We start from the raw sequence: 20,597 nt of genomic DNA, 5'->3' as shown, positions 1-20,597 counted from the left end.
GGTGCCGAACTTGCTGGGGCTCACCCTGTTGGGCGCACTGCTTCCAGGACTCGGTTTGATCGTCGGTGGCCGCCGGCGGATCGGCGCGTTCGTCTTCACCCTGTTCCTCGGACTGGTCGGCCTCGCCGTGTACGTCGGACTGACCCGGCGGGAGGAGGTCCTCGCTGCCGCCGTCGTACCGAGCCGGCTGCTGATGACCTCGGTGGTGATCGGCGCGGTCGCGTTCCTCTGGATCGTCGTGATCGTCGCGTCGCACCGGTCGTTGCGTCCGGCAACGGGCGGCGCTGGGGGCCGGGCCGTCGGGGCCGGGTTCGTCGGGATGCTTTGCTTCGCGATCGCGGCGCCCGCTGCCGTCGGCGTACAGAGTGTGCTCGCGCAGCGGACGCTCGTACAGGATGTGTTCCAGGCGCAGGGTGAGAGCAAGAGTGCGACCCGGCCGACGACGGTCAACGTCAAGGACCCATGGGAGGACAAACCGCGGCTCAACCTGCTGCTGCTCGGCGGCGACGACGCGCCGAGCCGGGAGGGGGTGCGGACCGACACGGTGATCGTGGCGAGTATCGACACCAAGACCGGCAACACCGCGCTGATCTCGCTGCCGCGGAACCTGACCTTCATGCCGTTCCCGAAGGACTCGCCGCTGTACAAGTACTACCCGAACGGCTTCGGCAAGGAGGGGCTCAGCCTCGACGGCCGGCTCGAGTGGATGCTGACCGCGATGTACCAGAACATCCCGGACGCGCATCCCGGCATCCTCGGCCCGTCGGACAACGAGGGCGCCGACGTCGTCAAGCAGTCGGTCGGTGAGGCGATCGGGCTGAAGCTCGACTACTACCTGCAGGTCAACCTGCAGAGCTTCCCGGAGATCGTCGACGCGCTCGGCGGGATCAAGGTCAACGTCAACGAGCGGGTCGCGATGGGCGGTATCAGCAGCTCGCACATCCCGCCGAAGGAGTGGATCGAGCCCGGCCCGAACCAGCACCTCGACGGCCGGCACGCGCTCTGGTTCGCCCGCGGCCGGTACGGCGCCGACGACGACCAGCGGCAGGTCCGGCAGCGGTGCGTGATCAAGAGCATCGTCGACGCGGCGGACCCGCAGACCCTCGTCACGAAGTACAAGGCGATCGCTCGAGCGGGGCAGCATCTGCTCCGGACCGACATCCCGCAGGAGCTGCTCCCGGCGATGGTCGAGCTCGCTCTCAAGGTCAAGGCCGGCACGGTCTCCAACGTCACGCTGGACCCGGAGAAGCTGCGCCTCAAGTACCTCCACCCGGACTACCAGGCCCTCCGCGACACCGTCGAGAACGCCCTCGAGTCCACCCCCGCACCCACGGTCACGCCGACCACCACCACCCGCAAGCCGACGACCACAACCACCACCCCGCCGCCCGGCCCCACCCAGAACCTCGCCGACGCCTGCGCCTACAACCCCAACGGCGACCAGCCCAACTGAGCGCCAGGAGCGAGTAGCTTGGCGGCATGCGCTTCGACCGGTACACGGTGATCCTGCTGACGTTGCGCCCGGATGCGCCGTCCATGACGGACGACGAGGCCGCCGACCTGCAGGACCGCCATCTCGCCCACGGCGCCGAGCTGCAGGATCGCGGACTGGTGCTGGCTCGCGGACCCCTGGTCGATCAGGACGACGAGCGCTTCCGCGGCTTCTCGATCTGGTCGGTGGATGCCGCAACCGCCCGACAACACGCCGAGGCCGATCCGGCAGTCCGCGCGGGCCGCCTGGCGGTCGAGGTCATGACCTGGATGATGCCCACCGGCAACCTCCAGTTCTCGCCGGTGCGAGCCCCCAGATCCATCGCCGAAGCAACGTCCGACTGATCGTCGACCGGCGCGTGTCGATCTGGGTGGGGGCTGCTCGACGTGGGAGTAAGGGATCGATCGATACGACGAGGAGCAGCAGCGATGCGCTACATGATCATCAACAAGGCGGACGCCGACAGTGAGGCCGGGAAGTTTCCGCCGCCGGAGGTTGCGGAGGGGGTCGGGAACGTGGTCGAGGACCTGTCGAAGGCCGGAGTGCTGCTGTTCGCGGAGGGCGTGCACCGCAGCTCGCTCGGCGCCCGGGTGAAGGTCGAGGACGGCCGGCGTACGGTCACCGACGGCCCGTTCGCCGAGACCAAGGAGCTGGTCGGCGGCATGATCGTGGTCGAGGTCCGCAACCGCGACGAGGCGATCGAGTGGGCCGCCCGGCTGGCCGAGGCGCTCGGCGCCGAGGTCGAGGTACGCCGGGTCGTCGACGAGGCCGATTTCGGCCCGGACTCGGACGTCTTCCAGAACTGAGTGTCCATTCGTGCCACTGTCGTTCGTGGAGGTGGCATGAACAACACACTGAAGGTTCCCGAGGCGGAGTTGTACTACGAGGTGCGCGGATCAGGACCGTTGCTGGTCCTGGTCGGCGCGCCGATGGACGCGGACTCGTTCGCACCCCTGGCCGATCTGCTGGCCGGTGACTACACCGTGCTGACGACCGATCCGCGTGGGATCAAGCGAAGCACCCTCAATCCCGGCGGTACGTCGCGACCCGAGCAGCGGGCCGACGACCTGGCCCGGCTGATCCGGCACGTCGACGCCGGCCCTGCCGTCGTACTCGGCTCGAGCGGGGGAGCCGTCAGCGTGCTGGCGCTCGCCCAGGAGCACCTCGACGTCGTACGCGCGGTGATCGCCCACGAGCCGCCGCTCGATCGGCTGGTCGAGGACGGCGACGAGCTGCTGGCGAAGTCCGAGAAGCTGATGGCCGATTACCTGGCCGGTGACGTCGTCGGCGCCTGGCAGCAGTTCTTCCAGCTGGCCAACCTCGGCGTACCGGACGAGGTCGTCGAGATGATGTTCAGCGGCGAACGCGACCCGCAGCAGGTCGCGTCCGAGCGGTTCTGGTTCTCCCACGAGATGCGCGAGACGATCACCTGGACCCCGGACCTGGCCAAACTGCGTACGGCGAACGTGGTCATCGGGATCGGCGCCGACTCGACCGGGCAACTCTGCGACCGGACGTCCACGGCGTTGGCCGACCGGCTGGGCATCGAACCCACCCGTTTCCCTGGCGGCCACACCGGCTTCGCCGACCAGCCGGAGGTGTTCGCCGAGGCGCTGCGCGCGGAGCTGAAGGTCCTTCATCAGCCTCGGTGAGACTCGCTCGTGGGTCGTTGGGCGGAGTATGTGAAGCTGGGGGTGTTCGGTGTGAGTGACGGCTGCATCGGGCACCGGGGTCGAAGAGGGTGCTGCGTTCGTCAGCGTGGTTCCTTGACCTCAACCGTGGTTCAAGTTTCAAGCTGGTGCCGCTGAGAACAGGACATCGGAGATATCGGCCCCAGGGGGCCCCGACGAAGGAGCAGAGTTGACCACGTACACGCTTCCCGATCTTCCCTACGACTACAGCGCGCTCGCGCCGAGTATCGCCGGCGAGATCATGGAGCTGCACCACGACAAGCACCACGCGACCTACGTGAAGGGTCTGAACGACACCCTGGACAAGCTGGCCGAGGCCCGCGACAAGGGTGACTTCGGATCGATCGTCGGGCTGGAGAAGACGCTGGCCTTCAACCTCGGCGGCCACGTCAACCACTCGATCTTCTGGAAGAACCTGTCCCCGGACGGCGGCGACAAGCCGGACGGCGAGCTCGGCGCCGCGATCGACGAGTTCTTCGGCTCGTTCGACGGCTTCCAGGCGAACTTCACCGCGAGCGCGACCACGATCCAGGGCTCCGGCTGGGCCATCCTCGGCTGGGACGCGCTCGGCAGCCAGCTGCTGATCCACCAGCTGTACGACCAGCAGGGCAACCTGCCGGCCGGCCAGACCCCGATCGCGATGCTGGACATGTGGGAGCACGCGTTCTACCTGCAGTACAAGAACGTGAAGCCGGACTACGTCAAGGCCTGGTGGAACGTCGTCAACTGGGCCGACGCGTCGGCTCGCTTCGACGCGGCCCGCGCCGGCGCGGGCGCGCTGATCACCGGCGCCTGATCTACCGGATCTGCACGCCATCACAATCCGTCGCGCCCGCCCGGTTCCCGCTCAGCGGGGCCGGGCGGGCGCGATTGTGATGGCCTGGAGATCCGCGCCTACCGGCAAAAGCCCGCAATCACCGGGGCAATCGCCGTCGCCTTGATCACGTGGTTCTGACCCGGTACTTCGGTGTGCCCGGCGCCCGGGATCGCGTCGGCGAGCGCTCGGGTGGACGCCTTCATCCACGCCGGGCTCTTGCCGCCGTTCACCACCTGCACCGGCTGCTGGATCGAGGCCCACTGGGACGCGTCCATCGGGTCGCCGAAGCAGTTGTCGCCGACGACCTGCGCGTCGTACGGCAGGGTGTGGGCGATCGCCTTCATCGGCTTCCAGGCCGGCATCAGCTTCATCATCGTGACGAAGATCCCGGGCAGCCCGATCCCCTTGGTGAAGAAGTACTTGATCGCGTCGCCCGGCTCGAGCGCCTGCAGGTCGGCGACCCACGTGCGCGGGATCTGGGTCCGGCTGTCGTCGACGACGTACGGCGGCTCGAACGCGACCAGCTTCTCGATCGGCAGCCCGGCCGCCGTGGCCCGGAGCGCGAGCGCCGCGCCGGACGACGAGCCGTAGACGTACGCCGATCCGCCGGCCGCCTCGATCACGGCCGCGAGGTCCTCGATCTCCCGGTCGACGTCGTACGGTCCGGTGTCGCCGGAGTCGCCGCGACCGCGCCGGTCGTAGTTGTAGACGGTGGACCGGTCAGCGAGCGCCTCGGCGACCGCGGGCATCGGGCCCTGTGCGCGGGAGCAGAGCGCGCCGTCGACGAGGACGAGCGCCGGCCCGTCCCCGCGGCGGTCGTAGGCGATGGTGGTGCCGTCCTTCGAAACGACGGTGTTCATCTCGTTCTCCTGTCTGAGGCAGTGTTCACACGTGCGTCGGCTGCCCTCAGCCGGGTTCGACACACTGTGACCTACGTCACTCGAAACAGGCGGCGGCGCGTTCGAGGAGGAGCTTTCGTTCGCGTTCGTTGCGGGTCAGCGCGGCCGCCTTCTCGAATTCCTCGCGGGCTTCGGGGAGGCGGCCGAGCTTGAACAGGAGGTCGCCGCGGACGCTCGGCAGTAGGTGGTAGTCCTTCAGTGACGGGTCGTCGGCCAGCGCGTCGACGGCCTCCAGCCCACGCTCCGGGCCGAAGGCCATCGAGATCGCGACCGCCTGGTTCAGCTCGACCACGGGCGAGGGCGTGACCTGCGCGAGTACGGCGTACAGCCCGGCGATCCGGGCCCAGTCGGTGTCCTCCGGGTCGGCGGCTCGGGCGTGGCAGGCGGCGATCGCCGCTTGGAGGAGGTACGGGCCGGGCGGCTTCTCCAGGGCCCAGGCACGGTCGATGCCTTCGAGGCCGCGGCGGATCAGTAGCCGGTCCCAGCGGCGGCGGTCCTGGTCGAGCAGGAGCACCGGCTCGCCGTCCGGTCCGATGCGGGCTCCTGCCCGGGACGACTGCAGCTCCATCAGCGCCAGCAGGCCGAGTACTTCGGGCTCGGTCGGCATCAGCTCCGCGATCAGGCGGCCGAGCCGCATCGCCTCGTTGCACAGCGCCGGACGCATCCAGTCGTCGCCCGCGGTCGCGGAGTACCCCTCGTTGTAGATGAGGTACACGACCTCGAGCACGGACGACAGCCGATCCAGCAGGTCCGGCCCGGACGGCACCTCGAACTCGACGCCGGCCTTGGCCAGGTTGCGCTTGGCCCGGACGATCCGCTGCGCGATGGTCGGCTCCGGCGCGAGGAACGCGCGCGCGATCTCGTCGGTCTTCAGGCCGCCGAGCAGCTTCAACGTCAGCGTCACGCGGGCGTCCATCGTCAGCACCGGGTGGCACGCGGTGAAGACCAGCCGGAGCAGGTCGTCCTCGATGTGGTCCTCGAGGATCGCCTCCACGTCGTCCTCGACGCTGTCCCCGTCGATCTCCAGCTCGTGCCCCATCTCGGCGAGCTTGCGCTGGTAGGTGTCCTTGCGCCGGATGAGGTCGATCGCCCGGCGCTTGGCGATCGCCATCAACCAGGCCCCCGGATTGTTCGGTACGCCGGACTGCGGCCACTGCTCCAACGCCGCCACCAGCGCATCCTGCGCCAGCTCCTCCGCCAGACCGACGTCCCGCACGATCCGCGCAACACCCGCAATGATCCGCGCCGACTCGATCCTCCAGACCGCGTCAACCGCCCCGTGCGCATCCGTAACCGTCACCGGACCACTGTAGACAGGAAGGCGGTCGTGCGGGTTTGTTCTTCTGGGGTGCCGATCGGGGCGAGCATCAGGTCGGTGATCCCGGTGTCACGCAGCCGGTCCAGATCCTTCTGCACCGCGCTCTCGTCGCCGGCGATCAGGATCTCGGCCGGCCCGTCGACGCCTTCGCGGTCGAGCACGGCCCGGTACTCCGGCACCTGGCCGGACAGCGCGAAGTCAGTCGCGTACTGCGTTCTCGTCGACTCGAGGTCGGCGGTCAGGCAGATGTGCAGGCCGGCGACGATCCGCGGCGCCGGACGGCCCTGAGCCGCCTTGGTGATCGACGGTACGACGTGGGTCTCGAGCGTCCGGGGGCCGGTCATCCAGGTGATGGTGCCGTCGGCCAGTTCGCCGGCGACCTTGAGCATGGCCGGACCGAGGGCAGCGACCAGCACCGGCGGCGCGACGGCTCCTTCCACGGCGACCGAGCCGACCGCGGTCAGCGTCTCGCCGTGATGGTCGACCGCTTCGCCCCGGAGCAATGGCCGCAGTACCTCCAGGTACTCGCGGAGCCGGCGAGCCGGCCGATCGGTCGGCAGCCCGAACATCGAACCGACCATCAGCGCGATGCCGGCCCCGATCCCCAGCGTCAGCCGGTTGCCGGTCGCTGCCTGGACGGTGAGCGCCTGGCTCGCCAGCATCAGCGGATGCCGCTGGGGGAACGGCACCACCGCGGTGCCGAGTTCGACCGAGGTCCCGCCGGCGGTGGCGAGGGTGAGCAGGGCGTCGAGGTTCGGGCCCTGGGTGACCCAGGCGGTGTCGATGCCGCGGGCCGTCCGGATCTGCTCGGTGATCCCGGCGAGATCGCGTTGTTTGCGGGCGTCCCCGAACGCCAGTCCGATCCGCATCTGCTGCTCCTCACGAGAGATAAGTGGGGTGATACCCCGTTTACGGCTGTTACGATATGGGGTACCACCCCACTTAAGCAAGGAGCCTGATCGTGCGAGCGGACGCGCGGCGAAACCGCGACCGGATGGTCGCGGCCGCAGCCGAGGTGGTCGCCGAGCAGGGAGCCGAGGCCTCGCTGGAGGAGATCGCCCGCCGCGCCGGGGTCGGCTCGGCCACCCTGCACCGCCATTTCGGCGGCCGGGTCGCGCTCCTCGATGCCGTCTTCGAGAGCAGCATCGCCGGCGTCTGTGCCCGGGCCGAGGAGCTCCGGGAACACCCGGAACCCCTGCGGGCGTTGACGATCTGGCTGCACGGCATGGTCGGACACATCGCCACCGTCCACGGTCTCGGTCCGGCAATGGTGATGAGCGCCGAACACGGCTCGCGCTGTCACGTCCGGATCCGCTCGGCCGGCGGGCTCCTGCTCGAGCGCGCTCAGGAGGACGGCTCGGTGCCTGCCGACGTGGACATCTCCGACCTGCTGACGCTGGTCAACGGCATCGCGCTGGCCAGTGGCGAGGACTCCGGCCGGGCCGGCCACCTGCTCGACCTGGTCATCCGGGGCATAGCACCCTCGCGGGCCTAATAGACTTCGCTCCGAAAACCCCCCGAAGATGGCTTGAGGTTTGCTGTGCTCACCATGCAGGACGCGCTGCTGGCGCTGACGAAGTACTGGACCGACCGGGGCTGCATGGTCGTGCAGCCGTTCAACACCGAGGTCGGGGCCGGAACGCTGAATCCGGCGACCATCCTGCGGGTGCTCGGTCCCGAGCCGTGGCGGGTGGCGTACGTCGAGCCGAGTGTCCGTCCGGACGACAGCCGCTACGGCGAGAACCCGAACCGCCTGCAGACCCACACCCAGTTCCAGGTGGTGCTCAAGCCGGACCCGGGTAACCCGCAGGAGCTGTTCCTGGAGAGCCTGACCGCGCTCGGGATCGACATCCACGCGCACGACGTGCGGTTCGTCGAGGACAACTGGGCCAACCCCGCGACCGGCTCCTGGGGCCTGGGCTGGGAGGTCTGGCTCGACGGCCTCGAGATCACCCAGTTCACGTACTTCCAGCAGGCCGGCGGTATGACGCTGGACCCGGTGTCGGTGGAGATCACCTACGGCATCGAGCGGATCATGATGGCGCTGCAGGGCGTCTCGCACTTCAAGGACATCGCCTACGCGCCGGGCATCTCGTACGGCGAGGCCTTCGGCCAGGCGGAGTACGAGATGAGCCGGTACTACCTCGACGACGCCGACGTCGAGTCGCAGAAGCGGCTGTTCGAGGAGTACGCCGCCGAGGCGCGCCGGATGATCGACGACCGGCTCCCGGTGCCTGCGCACATCCAGGTACTGCGCTGCTCGCACACCTTCAACATCCTCGACGCCCGCGGCGCCGTGAGTACGACGGAACGCGCGAAGGCCTTCGGCCGGATGCGCACGCTGGCCCGCGAGGTCTCGCGGCTGTGGGCCGAGCGTCGCGAGGAGCTGCAGTACCCGCTGGGTCACGCCGAGCTCCCGCCGGCCGCTGCCGAGCCGACCGAGTTCCCGGCGCTCACCGGGACGCGGCAGCTGACCTTCGAGATCGGCACCGAGGAGATGCCGCCGTCGGAGGTCACGAAGACCGCCGAGGCCGTGCGTTCCGCGCTGGAGGAGAAGCTCGGCGCGACCCGGCTCGGCCACGGCGCGATCTCGACGTACGCGACGCCGCGCCGCGTGGTCGCCTTCGTCGCTTCCGTTCAGGCCGGTGAGCCGGACGCCGAGCGCGTGGTCCGCGGACCGAAGAAGGCCGCGGCGTACGACGCCGACGGCAACCTCACCAAGGCCGCCGCCGGGTTCGCCCGCGGCCAGAAGGTCGACCCCGGCGAGCTGCACGACCTGGACGTCGACGGCGTCGAGTACGTCGCGGTGACGAAGCCGGACCCGGGTCGCGGTGCGGCCGAGGTCCTGAGCGGGGTCCTGAGCGAGATCGTCAAGGGCCTCCGCTCCGACAAGAACATGCGCTGGAACGACGCCAACCTGTCGTTCACCCGTCCGATCCGCTGGCTCGTCGCGCTGCTCGGCGACGAGGTGGTTCCGGTGTCGGTGTCGACGCTTGCTGCCGGCCGGACCACGCGGGTCCACCGGACCGCTGCGCCGCCGAAGGTCGAGATCGCCTCCGCCGAGGGATACCTCGATCTGCTCCGGATCCACGGCATCGAGGCCGATCCGGCCAAGCGCCGCGCGCAGATCGTCGCCGCGGCGACCGAGCTGGCGAAGGGCGTGAACGGCGCGGTCGACTTCGAGGGTGAGTCCGCGCTCGTCGACCAGATCGTCAACCTGATCGAGGAGCCGACGGCGATCCTCGGAGGCTTCGCGGCGGACTATCTCGACCTGCCGAGCGAGATCCTGACGACGGTCATGCGCAAGCACCAGCGCTACCTGCCGGTGCGCGACGCCGACGGCAAGCTGCTCCCGCATTTCGTTGCCGTGGCCAACGGCTCCGTGGACGAGGACGTCGTACGCGCAGGCAACGAGGGCGTACTGCGGGCGCGCTACGAGGACGCCGCGTTCTTCTGGCGGGCCGACCTGGAGACGCCGCTGCAGTCGATGAAGGGCGAGCTGGAGAAGCTGGCCTTCGAGGAGCGGCTCGGCTCGATGGCCGACCGCGCGGGCCGCATCGGCCGGATCGCGCTGGCGCTGGCCGGCACGGTGGAGCTCGACGGCGACGACCTCACCACGCTGAAGCGGGCGGCCGACCTGGCGAAGTTCGACCTGGGTTCGCAGATGGTCGTCGAGCTGACCAGCCTGGCCGGCACGATGGCCCGCGAGTACGCGCGTCGCGCCGGTGAGACCGAGGGTGTTGCGCAGGCACTGTTCGACATGGAGCTGCCGCGGTCCGCTGGTGACCCGGTGCCGTCGACCACGTCGGGTGCACTGCTCGCGCTGGCCGACCGGTTCGACCTGCTGGCCGGGTTGTTCGGTGTCGGCGCGAAGCCGACCGGAAGCTCGGACCCGTTCGCGTTGCGTCGTGCGGCCGGCGGTGTGGTCGCGATCCTGCGTGAGCACTCGGAGCTGCGGGCGATTACCCTTGAGACCGGGCTGCAGGCAGCCGCTGCGGAGATCGGTGCCCAGGGCATCGACGTACCGGCGGAGTCGCTGGACGAGGTGGCCGAGTTCACCGTCCGGCGGTACGAGCAGCAGCTTCTCGACCGGGGTGACGACCACCTCCAGGTCGCTGCAGTGTTGCCGTTGGCAACTGCTCCGGCCGCAGCCGACGAAACGCTGAAGACGCTGCAGGAGCTGGTCGGCAACAGCGACTTCGCCGACCTGGTCGCCGTTCTCCAGCGGGTACGCCGGATCGTCCCGGAGGGCACCGAGGCGTCGTACGACTCGAGCAAGCTGACCGAGCCGGCCGAGGTCGTGCTGCACGAGGCGGTCCAGAAGATCGGCCAGGCACCAACCGGTCTGTCCGACTTCGTCGCCGCCACGTCGGTCCTGGTCGAGCCGGTCAACGCCTTCTTCGACGAGATCCTCGTGATGGCCAAGGAGCCGGAGATCCGCGCCGCCCGCCTAGGCCTGCTCGCCACGATCAGCCAACTCGCCGCACCGGTCCTCGACTGGCAGGCCCTCGGCACGAGCCTCAGCCCGGCTGAGTGATTCAGTCGAGGGTGAGCAGCTCGGCGAGGCGGTTGCCGATCAGCCGGTAGCCGTCGGGCCCTGGATGCACTTCGTCCGCATACAGGGCCCGGGCTTCATCCGCGCTGAGGATCGTCCGGCCGTCGATCACGCGTACGCCGGGGTCGGTGCGGGCGCCGAGCTCGACGCAGTCGCGGACCTCCTCGAGGGTGAGGCCGACCGCGTTCGTCCGGCCTTCGCGGTCCGGGGCGGGCAGCGGGGTGATCACGACGAGCGGAGTCTGCGGATGGCCTTCGCGAACGGTGGCGATGAACGACTCGACCTGGCCGGGGAGCGTCCGGCCGCTGTACGTCGCTCCGCCGTGGATGTTGACGCCGAGACACAGCGAGATCAGCCGCGCCGGTAGGTCGCGGATCGTCCGGGCCGCGATCGGGTCGAGGTGACACTCCCCGGCGAAACCGAGGTTGACGCCGTCCCAGCCGTTCGTCCGGGCGACCAGCGCCGGCCAGGTCTCCGATGGTCCGTACGCACCGCCGGCTTGTGTGATCGAGCTGCCGTAGGTGATCCACCGCGGCCCGGTCGGCGCGAGCGGCTCGGCTGCCTCCGACTCGTTCCCCACCCCGCCGCCCCGGTCAGGGCCGTCGAAGGACACCTCGCGGAGCGCGATTCTTCCGGCCTGGGGAAGCCAGATCTCGACCTCGGCCCGTCGACCCGGCAGCTCGATCCTCAGCCGCTGCTCGCCCTCCCGCACCTCTCTCCGCTGGTGCAGCTCGCCGTCGACCAGGATGTCGACGGGCGCGATCCTGGTGTAGATGCCGAGCGCGGCCCGGATCTCCAGCTCGACCGAGGTCGCCGAGGTGCGCCAGGCTGCCCGCACGCCCGCGGGTGTCGCCGCACGCTCCCAGAGCCGATGACCGGCGCGGTCCGGATCGCCGGTCCAGTCGGACAGGCGGAAGTCGCGGTCGCGAGGGTCGAGTCGCCAGAACGTCGTCCAGCCGTCGGCATCGACCTCGCAGTGCTGGTGCCCGGTCCACAGGTCACTCATGAACGGCCTCCTCGGATGCCCCGGAGCGACCGGGCGGCGGGTTGGTCGGCGGCGGACGTCAGGCGGGCGACCGCGCGGGCACCGAGGCTGGCCTCGACATGCGCCAGCATGACCGTCGTTGCGGTGGCGGAGTCGCCGGCTGCGATCGCGTCCACCAGCGCGCGGTGCTCGGAGTGCGTGCGGTCCAGGTCTGCCTCGCTCCGGCCGTCCTCGAGCGCCAGCCTGCGATAGCGGTCGGCCTTGTCCCAGAGTCCGTCGAGATGCTGGACCAGCAGCTGGTTGTGCGACGCGCTGTAGATCGCCACGTGGAAGCGCCGGTGCGTGAGCAGCTCGGCCGATCCGGGGTCGGTGCGCAACGGCCGCAGTTCGTCGGCCGTCTGCCGGATCAGCGCGAGGTCTTCGCGGGTACGCCGTTCGGCTGCCAGGCCGGCTGCGAGCGGGTCGAGTGAGCGGCGTACCTCGATCAGGTCGCGGGCCTCCTCGAGGGTCAACCGGGTCACGCGGGCGTCGCGGTGCGCGTCGAGCTCGACGAGGCCCTCGGTCATCAGCCGGCGCAGTGCTTCGCGCAACGGCGTCGTACTCACGCCGAGCTCGCGGGCGAGGGCGGCCTGCGGGATGACCGCGCCCGGGACGAGGTCGCCCCGGAGCACCTGCCCCCGGACGAGATCGTAGGCGGCCTCTGCCTTCGTCACGCGCGCTCCCTTCGGTTATAACACCAGATCGCAGCATATCAAGGCGCGAGACATCACGGAGCGATACCTTGACGTGAGTCGTTATAACGACTCACACTCCTGGCTATGACGTATCGACTAGGAGTTCTCGACGGTGACGGCATCGGGCCGGAGATCGTTCCGGCCGCTGTCCGGGTCCTCGACGCAGGCCTGGCCGCGGCGGGCGCCGAGCCGGTCGAGTGGGTTCCGCTCCCGGTCGGCGCCGCGGCGATCGAGAGCCACGGCAGTGCGCTGCCCGACCTCACGGTCGAGACGCTGGACAAGCTCGACGGATGGTTGCTCGGCCCCCACGACAGTGCGTCGTACCCGGCCGAGCATCGGGCCGTGCTGAACCCGAGCGGGTTCCTGCGCAAGCACTTCGACCTGTTCGCGAACATCCGGCCGGCTCGCGCGTTCGAGGGAACGCCGGCCCTGGTGCCCGGGCTCGACCTGGTCGTGGTGCGGGAGAACACCGAGGGGTTCTACGCGGATCGCAGTACCTATCGCGGCACCGGCGAGTTCATGCCGACCAAGGACGTGGCGATCGCGATGGGGATCTTCACCCGGCCGGCGATCGAACGGATCGCCCGGCAGGCGTGCGAGCTGGCGCTCCGGCGGAGCCGGCACCTGACGATCGTGCACAAGGCGAACGTGCTGCGGACCACCACCGGGTTCTTCCTGGAGATCTGCCGGGAGGTCGCGGCCGACTACCCGCAGCTGGAGGTCGACGACTTCCACATCGACGCGATGACCGTGCACCTGGTCCGGCACGGGGCGGACTTCGACGTACTCGTGACGGAGAACATGTTCGGCGACATCCTGTCCGACCTGACCGGTGAACTGGCCGGCTCGCTCGGCATCGCGCCGTCCATCAACGCCTCCTACGACCGGGCCATGGCCCAGGCCGCCCACGGCTCGGCGCCGGACATCGCCGGCCGCGGACTCGCCAACCCGACCGCGATGATCGCCTCGGGTGCGATGCTGCTCGATTGGCTGGGCTTGAGCGAGGCCGCCGGCCTGGTCAATCAGGGGCTTCGGGCAACTGTCGCTGAAGGCACGCGGACTGCCGACCTCGGCGGCGTTGCCGGCACCGCCGCCTTCACCGACGCGGTCGTCGCCACCATCGGTGAGCCAACGTGAGCAGGATCCAGGACCTCGCCGGGATCGCCCCGGATCACTTGCCGCGGACGTTGCGGATCCTGCTGGAGAACGCGCTCCGGCACGGTACGGCGAGCGACGTACTGCGGAACTGGGAGCCGGGGGCAACCGGTGAGCTCGAGGTGTACCCGTCCCGGGTGTTCCTGCACGACACGAACGGCGTACCCGTGCTGGTCGACCTGGCGGCGATGCGGGACGCGATGGTTGCGCTGGGCAAGGATCCGGCGCTGGTCGATCCGGTGATCCCGGCGGAGCTGGTGGTGGATCACTCGGTGATCGCGGATGTGTTCGGCCGGCCTGATGCGCTGCAGCTGAACGTGGCCCGCGAGTACGAGCGGAACGCCGAGCGCTACCGGTTCCTGCGCTGGGGGCAGCAGACGTTCCGGCAGTTGAACGTCGTGCCGCCTGGGGCCGGGATCATGCATCAGATCAACCTGGAGCACCTGGCGCGGGTCGTCGAGGAGCGTGACGGGTGGGTGTTCCCGGATCTGTGTCTCGGGACCGACTCGCACACCACGATGGTGAACGGCCTCGGCGTACTCGGCTGGGGGATCGGCGGGATCGAGGCCGAGGCCGCGATGCTCGGCCAGTCGGTCTCGATGGTCCTGCCGCCGGTCGTCGGTGTGTCACTGACCGGCGCGCTGCCGCCCGGCACCACAGCCACGGACCTCGTCCTCACCATCACCGAAACCCTGCGCTCGCACGGCGTCGTCGGCAAGTTCGTAGAGTTCACCGGCCCCGCCCTGGCCGACCTCCCCGTCCCGGACCGCGCCACGATCGCCAACATGTGCCCCGAGTTCGGCTCCACCGCGGCCTACTTCCCCATCGACCACCAAACCCTCGACTACCTGACCTTCACCAACCGCCCCGCCCAGAAGGTCGCCCTGGTCGAGTCCTACGCCCGCACCCAAGGCCTATGGCACGACCCCACAGCCAACCTCCTGTACGACGAACACGTATCCCTAGACCTCTCCACAATCGTCCCCTCCATAGCAGGCCCACGCCGCCCAAACCAACGAATCCCCCTGACAAACACCAAGCAAGCCACCGAAACCGAACTCCCCAACGGCCCCCGCACCACAGATGTTCCGGGGCATGGGGCTGTGGTTGTGGCGGCTATTACTTCTTGTACTAATACGTCTAATCCGGCGGTGATGGTGGCGGCTGGGTTGGTTGCTAAGAAGGCGGTGGAGTTGGGGGTTGTTAGTCAGCCGTGGGTGAAGACGACGTTGTCGCCGGGGTCGCGGGTGGTGATGGATTATCTGCGGGCGGCGGGGTTGACGCCGTACCTGGAGAAGCTTGGGTTTCATCTGACCGGGTTCGGTTGTATGACGTGTATCGGGGCATCGGGGGAGTTGATCGACGACGTCGCCCAGGTAGTGCGCGAGCAGGACCTGACGGTGGCGGCGGTGCTGTCGGGGAACCGGAACTTCGAAGGTCGGATCCAGCCCGACGTGAAGCTCAACTACCTCGCCTCGCCTCCGCTGGTGATCGCCTACGCGCTCGCCGGGCGGATCGACATCGACCTGCAGACCGAGCCGTTGAGCGGTGACGTCTACCTGCGCGACATCTGGCCCGAGCCCGCCGAGATCGACGCGGTACTGCGGGAGGTGCTGGCCCCCGACCTCTTCGAGCACGCGTACGACGACCTGTTCACCGGCGACGACCGCTGGCAGGAGCTGGACGCGCCGCAGGGCGAGACGTTTGCCTGGGGCAACTCGACGTACCTCCAGCGACCGGACTACTTCACCAAGCAGACCGATGACCTCACCGGAGCCCGCGCACTGGTCCGCCTGGGCGACTCCGTGACGACCGACCATCTCTCGCCCGCAGGCGCGATCCCGCGCGACAGCGTCGCCGGACGCTATCTGACAGACCTCGGCGAGACCGAGCTGAACACCTACGCCTCCCGACGAGGCAACCACGAGGTGATGATGCGCGGTGCCTTCGGCAACGTTCGCCTGCGCAACCAACTCGTCGACGCCGAAGGCCCACTGACCCGCGGACCCGACGGCACCACAACCTCGATCTTCGACGCCGCGATGGCATACCAAAGAGCCGGCGTACCGATTATCGTTGTCGCAGGCAAGGAATACGGAACCGGCTCGTCGCGCGACTGGGCCGCCAAAGGTCCCGCCCTGCTCGGCGTACGAGCAGTCCTGGCCCAGTCCTTCGAGCGGATCCACCGCTCCAACCTCGTCGGCCTCGGCATCCTCCCGCTCGAGTTCCTCCCCGGCGAGGGCGACGACCTCACCGGCAACGATCCGATCGACATAGAGCTGCACGACGACGAATCAGCCACCGCGCGTTCCGCCGGCCGCACCTACCGACTCCGCGTCCGCCTAGACACGCCCCGCGAGCACGACTACTACCGCCACGGCGGCGTACTTCCCTACGTCCTGCACCGCCTCAGCGAAGGGCACACCCTGTGATCGCCTCGATCAACCCTGCCACCGGCGAACACCTCGCAGCCTTCGAGCCGTACGGCGAAGACCGCGTCGACCGCCTGCTCAGCGCCGCACTGCTTGCCCAGAGCAACTGGCGCAACACGTCCGTCGACGAACGCGCCGCACTCCTGCAATCGATCGCCGACACCCTCCGCGCGCGTCAGGACGGCCTCGCGCACCTGATCAGCACCGAGATGGGCAAGCCGATCACCGAGGCCGAGGCCGAGATCGAGAAGTGCGCGATCACCTGCGAGTACTACGCCGCCCACGCGGCAGGCTTCCTCGCCGCCGAACAGGTCACCGCGCAGGGCCGGATCGAGGTCGAACCACTCGGCGTCGTACTGGCCGTGATGCCGTGGAACTTCCCGTTCTGGCAGTTCTTCCGCTTCGCCGCCCCCGCACTCGCGGCCGGCAACGGCGCGATCCTCAAACACGCGAACACGGTGCCCCAGAGCGCGCTCGCGATCGAGTCCGTCCTCGCGGACGCCGGAATGCCGAGCGGCCTGATCGGGGTCGCGCTGGTCGAGACCGAGCAGGTCGCCGGGCTGATCACCGACCACCGGATCGCCGCGGTGACGTTCACTGGCTCGACCGAGGTCGGCCGGATCATCGCGACCCAGGCCGGTCAGGCGTTGAAGAAGCAGGTCCTCGAGCTCGGCGGATCCGACCCGTTCATCGTCCTCGCCGACGCCGACCTCGAAGCGGCCGCGCGGGCCGCGGTGAAAGCACGCTTCCTCAACACCGGCCAGAGTTGCGTGAACGCGAAGCGGTTGATCGTCGAGGAGTCCGTCGCCGACGAGTTCGTCGACCTCTTCACCGTCGAGATCGAGAAGCTCGTCGTCGGCGATCCGCTCCGGCGTGAGACCACCCTCGGCCCGCTGGCTCGTGACGGTCTACGTGACACGTTGCACGACCAGGTACGCCGTACCGTGAAATCCGGCGCCACCCTCGTCTGCGGGGGATCTCCTGCCGGGCCGGGGTTCTTCTACCTGCCGACCGTTCTCGATCACGTGCTGCCGGGGATGGCGGCGTTCGACGAGGAGACGTTCGGCCCGGTCGCGGCCGTCGTCCGGGCCGGTGACGCCGACGAGGCGATCCGGCTGGCGAACCAGACCGAGTTCGGCCTCGGCGCCTCGCTGTGGACGTCACCCGAGCGATCGGCAGAGCTGGTACGGCGGATCGACGCCGGCGCGGTGTTCGTGAACGCGATCGTCGCGTCGGATCCGCGCCTGCCGTTCGGCGGGATCAAGCAGTCCGGGTACGGCCGTGAACTCGGCGTCTACGGGATGCGCGAGTTCATGAACGTCAAGACGGTCTGGTCGCCGGAGCCCGCGCCCCGGCTGGTGATCCGGCCGGACGAGACCGAGGTGTTCGACCGCGGCAGCGGCGTCCGCACCGTCCCGTACGTCGGCGCCTGGAACTGCGACGCGAACCGGATCACCACCGGTACCACAACGTTTGCCGTCGGCACCGAAATCCCGATGCACTCGCACAACGTCGAGGAGTCGGTGCTGGTGTTCGCCGGCCAGGCGACCGCGGTCATCGACGGCGAGCGGGTCGACCTGGAGGCAGGTGACGCGACCTGGGTGCCGGGCGGCGTACCGCACCAATTCATCAACCGTGGCAGGGATGAGCTCGTCATCTACTGGGTGTACGGCGGCCGGGCGGTGACCCGCACGATGACTGCCACCGGCGTGACCGTGCAGCACCTGTCGGCCGCGGACCGAGGTGCCGTTGGCGCCAACGAGAAGTAACGAATAGACTGTTGTAACAGGTGATGCATATTAACTGAGGTTACGCAAACCTCAGTGCGGGAAGCCTCACCTACCCTGCGGAAGGAATGTTCCCCCATGACCGCGGATGTTGCGGAAACCGAAGCACCCGAACTCCACCACTCCCATCGCGACGTGACCGGCGGCTGGCTGCGGCCGGCGACGTTCGGCGTGATGGACGGCCTGGTCTCGAACTTCGCGCTGGTCGCCGGTGTGGTCGGCGGCGGTGCGACCGGCAAGGTCGTGATCATGACCGGGCTGGCCGGCCTGGTCGCCGGCGCCTGCTCGATGGCGTCCGGTGAGTTCACCTCGGTGTCGTCCCAGACCGAGTTGATGAAGGCCGAGATCGCGGTCGAACGGCGCGAGCTCGAGATCCATCCGGAAGAAGAAGAGCGCGAGCTCGCGATGATGTACGAGGCCAAGGGTCTGCGTCCGGAGCTCGCGGCCGAGGTCGCGCGCGAGCTGACGTCCAACCCGGCGGTCGCGCTCGACGTCCACGTCCGGGAAGAACTCGGTGTCGACCCCAACGATCTCCCGTCACCGTGGGTCGCGGCCGGCTCGTCGTTCGCGGCCTTCGCGATCGGCGCGGTGATCCCGCTGCTCCCGTTCCTCTTCGGGGCCGTCTCGGTGCTGCCGGCGTTGCTGCTCAGCGCCCTCGGCCTGGTCGTCACCGGCGGCATCGTCGGCAAGATCACCGCCCGCCCGTTCTGGTACGGCGGCGGCCGCCAACTGCTCCTCGGCGGCCTCTCGGCCGCCGTCACCTTCGCCATCGGTCTAGCCGTAGGAACCGGATTGTCATGAACCTCGTAGTCACGGCCCTGGTCAAGCAGGTCCCTAAGGGTGATCACAGCGGTCGTCTCGACGCGGACGGCCGGCTCGAACGGGCCGGTGCGGTCGCGGAGATGAACCCGTGGTGCCGCCGGGCCGTGGCGCAAGCGGTGCGGCTGGCGCGGGAGACAGGCGGTCGCAGTACGGCGATCACGATGGGCCCGCCCGCGGCTGTCGACGTACTGCGTGAGGCGCTGGCGTGGGGTGTCGACGACGCCGTGCAACTGTCGGATCCCGCGCTGGCCGGCTCGGATTGTCTGGTGACCGCTCGCGCGCTGGCAGCCACGATCCGGCTGCTCGACGATCCGCCGGACCTGATCCTGGTCGGCAACAGCTCGGTCGACGGCAGCACCGGAGCCGTCGGCGCCATGCTCGCCGAACTCCTCGGCCTGCCTTTCACCGGTCCCGTCCTGACACTCGAACCAGCCGACGGTCGCCTTCGCACCACAGTCCAGTACGACACCGGCACGGAGTCGGTCACCATCGACCTCCCCGCGGTAGTAGCAGTAGCCGAGCGTTCCTGCGACCCAGCCAAGGCCCCCGCGGACACCTGGCCTCCCCCCGACACAGTCCGCTTGGTCACCACCACCGACCTCCCCGAGGCCCCCTGGGGCCTCCCCGCCAGCCCCACCAAGGTCGCCCAGGTCCACCCCGCCCCCCTCACCCGCAACCCGGTCATCTTCCGCGGCCAACCACACGTCCAGGCCGAGAGAGCGATCGCCGAACTCATCACCCGCGGCTGCTTCGACGCCTCCATCACCACCCACCCAGTGCCGGTCGCCCCCCACAACCCCGCCGCGACGCCCTCCGGGCGTCGCGGCGGGGAAACAAGCGAGGAGCCCGCCGCGCCTCCCAGCGCCGCTTCGACCGGCGCTCCCGCCAGTGCGCGCGGCGGGGTCTCCGCCGGAGCGCCGGCTGGGGTCTCCGCCACTGCGCCCTCCGGAGCTTCCGTCCATGCGCCTTCCAGGGCGCGGGTTGTGGTGCTGGTTGGGGATGGGCCGGTGGAGGGGAACCGTGCTTTGCTCGGGGCGGCTGCGGGGCTTGCGGCTGAGGTTGGTGGTGGGGTTGTGGCTGTCAGGACGGCTGCAGGTGGGGAGGATCTTGCGTGCTGGGGTGCTGACTCGGTGGTCACCCTGGACGGTGACGAACCTCGATCGGTGGCTCGGGCGCTTACTGGATGGCTGCAGGGCCGGCAGGTGTGGGCGGTGCTGGGGGCTGCTCTGCCCTGGGATCGGGAAGTGCTTGCTCGGCTGGCGGTTACCTCTGATGCCGGGCTGATGTCTGATCTCGTCAGCTTGTCTGCGAAGGATGGGCGGTTGAGTGGGTTGAAGCCGTCCGGGGGCGGCACGCTTGCGGAGATCGTGAGCCGTGGGACTCCGCAGATCGCGACCCTGAGGACCGGTCTGCTGCCACTGCGTACCCCGCGCGCGGACCGTCCGCTAGAGCAGCACACCCTCCACGTCGAGCCCGACACCGCGATCACCCGGACAGAACGACGTACCGGAGACGACGGAGACGCGCTCGACCGCGCCGAGGTCGTCATCGGTGTCGGTCGCGGCGTACCACCGGACAAGTACGACGAGTTGGAGCCGGTCCGTGCCCTGCTCAACGCGGAGCTCGCTGCCACCCGCAAGGTGACGGACCAGGGCTGGCTCCCGCACGGACGGCAGATCGGTATCACCGGTCGCAGTGTCGCCCCGCGGATGTATCTGGCGGTAGGACTGTCCGGCAACCTGAACCACCTGGCCGGCGCCGGTCGCGCGGGGACCGTCGTCGCGATCAACACCGACCCGGCCGCGGAGATCTTCGCGCACTGCGACGTCGGGCTGGTCGCGGACTGGCAGGAGGTGATGCCGTACCTCGTCGACGGGCTGCGGTCCTGTGTCAGCGGATAACCTGTCCGG

17 protein-coding genes are annotated in these 20,597 nt (G+C 69.3%); 12 read left to right on the top strand and 5 right to left on the bottom strand.

Features of this window, described 5'->3' with window-relative positions:
- The first annotated feature begins 1 nt into the window (after window position 1).
- The 5 genes from ACQPYH_RS37565 to ACQPYH_RS37545 all read left to right on the top strand — a co-directional run bounded on the left by ACQPYH_RS37565 (window position 2) and on the right by ACQPYH_RS37545 (window position 3,979).
- Window positions 2-1,453: an LCP family protein gene (locus ACQPYH_RS37565; RefSeq protein WP_432881529.1), complete on the top strand. Its 1,452-nt coding sequence runs from the start codon at window positions 2-4 to the stop codon at window positions 1,451-1,453.
- A gap of 26 nt (window positions 1,454-1,479) precedes the next feature.
- Window positions 1,480-1,836 (top strand): YciI family protein, encoded by a 357-nt coding sequence (locus ACQPYH_RS37560; protein WP_432881526.1) that lies wholly within the window; start codon window positions 1,480-1,482, stop codon window positions 1,834-1,836.
- Window positions 1,837-1,920: 84 nt separating this feature from the next.
- Window positions 1,921-2,298, top strand: coding sequence for a YciI family protein (locus tag ACQPYH_RS37555; protein WP_432881524.1), 378 nt, complete (start codon window positions 1,921-1,923; stop codon window positions 2,296-2,298).
- A gap of 36 nt (window positions 2,299-2,334) precedes the next feature.
- Entirely contained in the window at window positions 2,335-3,144 is an 810-nt protein-coding gene (locus ACQPYH_RS37550; protein WP_432881521.1) for an alpha/beta fold hydrolase, read from the top strand.
- A gap of 208 nt (window positions 3,145-3,352) precedes the next feature.
- Window positions 3,353-3,979 carry a superoxide dismutase gene (locus tag ACQPYH_RS37545; RefSeq protein WP_432881518.1) on the top strand — a complete coding sequence of 209 codons (627 nt, stop codon included), beginning with the start codon at window positions 3,353-3,355 and terminating at the stop codon, window positions 3,977-3,979.
- Window positions 3,980-4,077: 98 nt separating this feature from the next.
- Here the strand turns inward: ACQPYH_RS37545 and ACQPYH_RS37540 are convergent, their stop codons facing one another.
- From ACQPYH_RS37540 to ACQPYH_RS37530, 3 genes are all read right to left on the bottom strand, one after another.
- Window positions 4,078-4,860 carry an alpha/beta fold hydrolase gene (locus ACQPYH_RS37540; protein WP_432881516.1) on the bottom strand — a complete coding sequence of 261 codons (783 nt, stop codon included), beginning with the start codon at window positions 4,858-4,860 and terminating at the stop codon, window positions 4,078-4,080.
- A gap of 76 nt (window positions 4,861-4,936) precedes the next feature.
- On the bottom strand, window positions 4,937-6,199 hold the full coding sequence (locus ACQPYH_RS37535; RefSeq protein WP_432881513.1) for an RNA polymerase sigma factor: 1,263 nt from the start codon (window positions 6,197-6,199) through the stop codon (window positions 4,937-4,939).
- Window positions 6,196-7,086, bottom strand: a complete 891-nt coding sequence (locus ACQPYH_RS37530) for a TIGR03564 family F420-dependent LLM class oxidoreductase (RefSeq protein WP_432881511.1) — start codon at window positions 7,084-7,086, stop codon at window positions 6,196-6,198. Before ACQPYH_RS37530 ends, ACQPYH_RS37535 begins: the two co-directional genes overlap by 4 nt.
- 92 nt (window positions 7,087-7,178) lie before the next feature.
- On the opposite strand from ACQPYH_RS37530, the gene ACQPYH_RS37525 reads away from it, so the two are divergent.
- Window positions 7,179-7,712 (top strand): TetR/AcrR family transcriptional regulator, encoded by a 534-nt coding sequence (locus tag ACQPYH_RS37525; protein ID WP_432881509.1) that lies wholly within the window; start codon window positions 7,179-7,181, stop codon window positions 7,710-7,712.
- 54 nt (window positions 7,713-7,766) lie between these two features.
- Window positions 7,767-10,754: a glycine--tRNA ligase gene (locus tag ACQPYH_RS37520; RefSeq protein WP_432894573.1), complete on the top strand. Its 2,988-nt coding sequence runs from the start codon at window positions 7,767-7,769 to the stop codon at window positions 10,752-10,754.
- Between the two features lies 1 nt (window position 10,755).
- On the opposite strand, the gene ACQPYH_RS37515 is transcribed toward ACQPYH_RS37520, so the two are convergent.
- Together ACQPYH_RS37515 and ACQPYH_RS37510 are read right to left on the bottom strand one after the other, a co-directional pair.
- Window positions 10,756-11,778, bottom strand: a complete 1,023-nt coding sequence (locus tag ACQPYH_RS37515; RefSeq protein WP_432881506.1) for a GDSL-type esterase/lipase family protein — start codon at window positions 11,776-11,778, stop codon at window positions 10,756-10,758.
- Entirely contained in the window at window positions 11,775-12,470 is a 696-nt protein-coding gene (locus ACQPYH_RS37510) for a GntR family transcriptional regulator (protein ID WP_432881503.1), read from the bottom strand. The genes ACQPYH_RS37515 and ACQPYH_RS37510 overlap by 4 nt, the downstream gene beginning before the upstream one ends.
- A 105-nt stretch (window positions 12,471-12,575) precedes the next feature.
- Between ACQPYH_RS37510 and ACQPYH_RS37505 the strand changes: the two genes are divergently transcribed.
- The 5 genes from ACQPYH_RS37505 to ACQPYH_RS37485 all read left to right on the top strand — a co-directional run bounded on the left by ACQPYH_RS37505 (window position 12,576) and on the right by ACQPYH_RS37485 (window position 20,588).
- Window positions 12,576-13,628 carry an isocitrate/isopropylmalate dehydrogenase family protein gene (locus ACQPYH_RS37505; RefSeq protein ID WP_432881501.1) on the top strand — a complete coding sequence of 351 codons (1,053 nt, stop codon included), beginning with the start codon at window positions 12,576-12,578 and terminating at the stop codon, window positions 13,626-13,628.
- Window positions 13,625-16,078 carry an aconitate hydratase AcnA gene (acnA, locus tag ACQPYH_RS37500; RefSeq protein WP_432881499.1) on the top strand — a complete coding sequence of 818 codons (2,454 nt, stop codon included), beginning with the start codon at window positions 13,625-13,627 and terminating at the stop codon, window positions 16,076-16,078. The genes ACQPYH_RS37505 and acnA overlap by 4 nt, the downstream gene beginning before the upstream one ends.
- Window positions 16,075-17,847, top strand: coding sequence for an aldehyde dehydrogenase family protein (locus ACQPYH_RS37495; RefSeq protein ID WP_432881496.1), 1,773 nt, complete (start codon window positions 16,075-16,077; stop codon window positions 17,845-17,847). The genes acnA and ACQPYH_RS37495 overlap by 4 nt, the downstream gene beginning before the upstream one ends.
- A gap of 96 nt (window positions 17,848-17,943) precedes the next feature.
- Window positions 17,944-18,666, top strand: coding sequence for a VIT1/CCC1 transporter family protein (locus ACQPYH_RS37490; protein WP_432881493.1), 723 nt, complete (start codon window positions 17,944-17,946; stop codon window positions 18,664-18,666).
- Complete coding sequence (locus ACQPYH_RS37485) at window positions 18,663-20,588, top strand: FAD-binding protein (RefSeq protein ID WP_432881490.1); 1,926 nt, start codon at window positions 18,663-18,665, stop codon at window positions 20,586-20,588. Before ACQPYH_RS37490 ends, ACQPYH_RS37485 begins: the two co-directional genes overlap by 4 nt.
- The last annotated feature ends 9 nt before the right edge of the window (window positions 20,589-20,597 follow it).

The sequence above is a fragment of the Kribbella sp. CA-245084 genome, assembly GCF_050942355.1.
GTDB lineage: Bacteria > Actinomycetota > Actinomycetes > Propionibacteriales > Kribbellaceae > Kribbella.
This window is presented reverse-complemented; position numbering and strand designations above follow the sequence as displayed.

Coding starts and splice junctions, on each gene's coding strand:
- ACQPYH_RS37560 (WP_432881526.1), top strand. CDS start 1,480: ATGCGCTTCGACCGGTACACGGTGATCCTGCTGACGTTGCGCCCGGAT.
- ACQPYH_RS37555 (WP_432881524.1), top strand. CDS start 1,921: ATGCGCTACATGATCATCAACAAGGCGGACGCCGACAGTGAGGCCGGG.
- ACQPYH_RS37550 (WP_432881521.1), top strand. CDS start 2,335: ATGAACAACACACTGAAGGTTCCCGAGGCGGAGTTGTACTACGAGGTG.
- ACQPYH_RS37540 (WP_432881516.1), bottom strand. CDS start 4,860: ATGAACACCGTCGTTTCGAAGGACGGCACCACCATCGCCTACGACCGC.
- ACQPYH_RS37530 (WP_432881511.1), bottom strand. CDS start 7,086: ATGCGGATCGGACTGGCGTTCGGGGACGCCCGCAAACAACGCGATCTC.
- ACQPYH_RS37520 (WP_432894573.1), top strand. CDS start 7,767: ATGCAGGACGCGCTGCTGGCGCTGACGAAGTACTGGACCGACCGGGGC.
- ACQPYH_RS37515 (WP_432881506.1), bottom strand. CDS start 11,778: ATGAGTGACCTGTGGACCGGGCACCAGCACTGCGAGGTCGATGCCGAC.
- ACQPYH_RS37505 (WP_432881501.1), top strand. CDS start 12,576: ATGACGTATCGACTAGGAGTTCTCGACGGTGACGGCATCGGGCCGGAG.
- ACQPYH_RS37490 (WP_432881493.1), top strand. CDS start 17,944: ATGACCGCGGATGTTGCGGAAACCGAAGCACCCGAACTCCACCACTCC.
- ACQPYH_RS37485 (WP_432881490.1), top strand. CDS start 18,663: ATGAACCTCGTAGTCACGGCCCTGGTCAAGCAGGTCCCTAAGGGTGAT.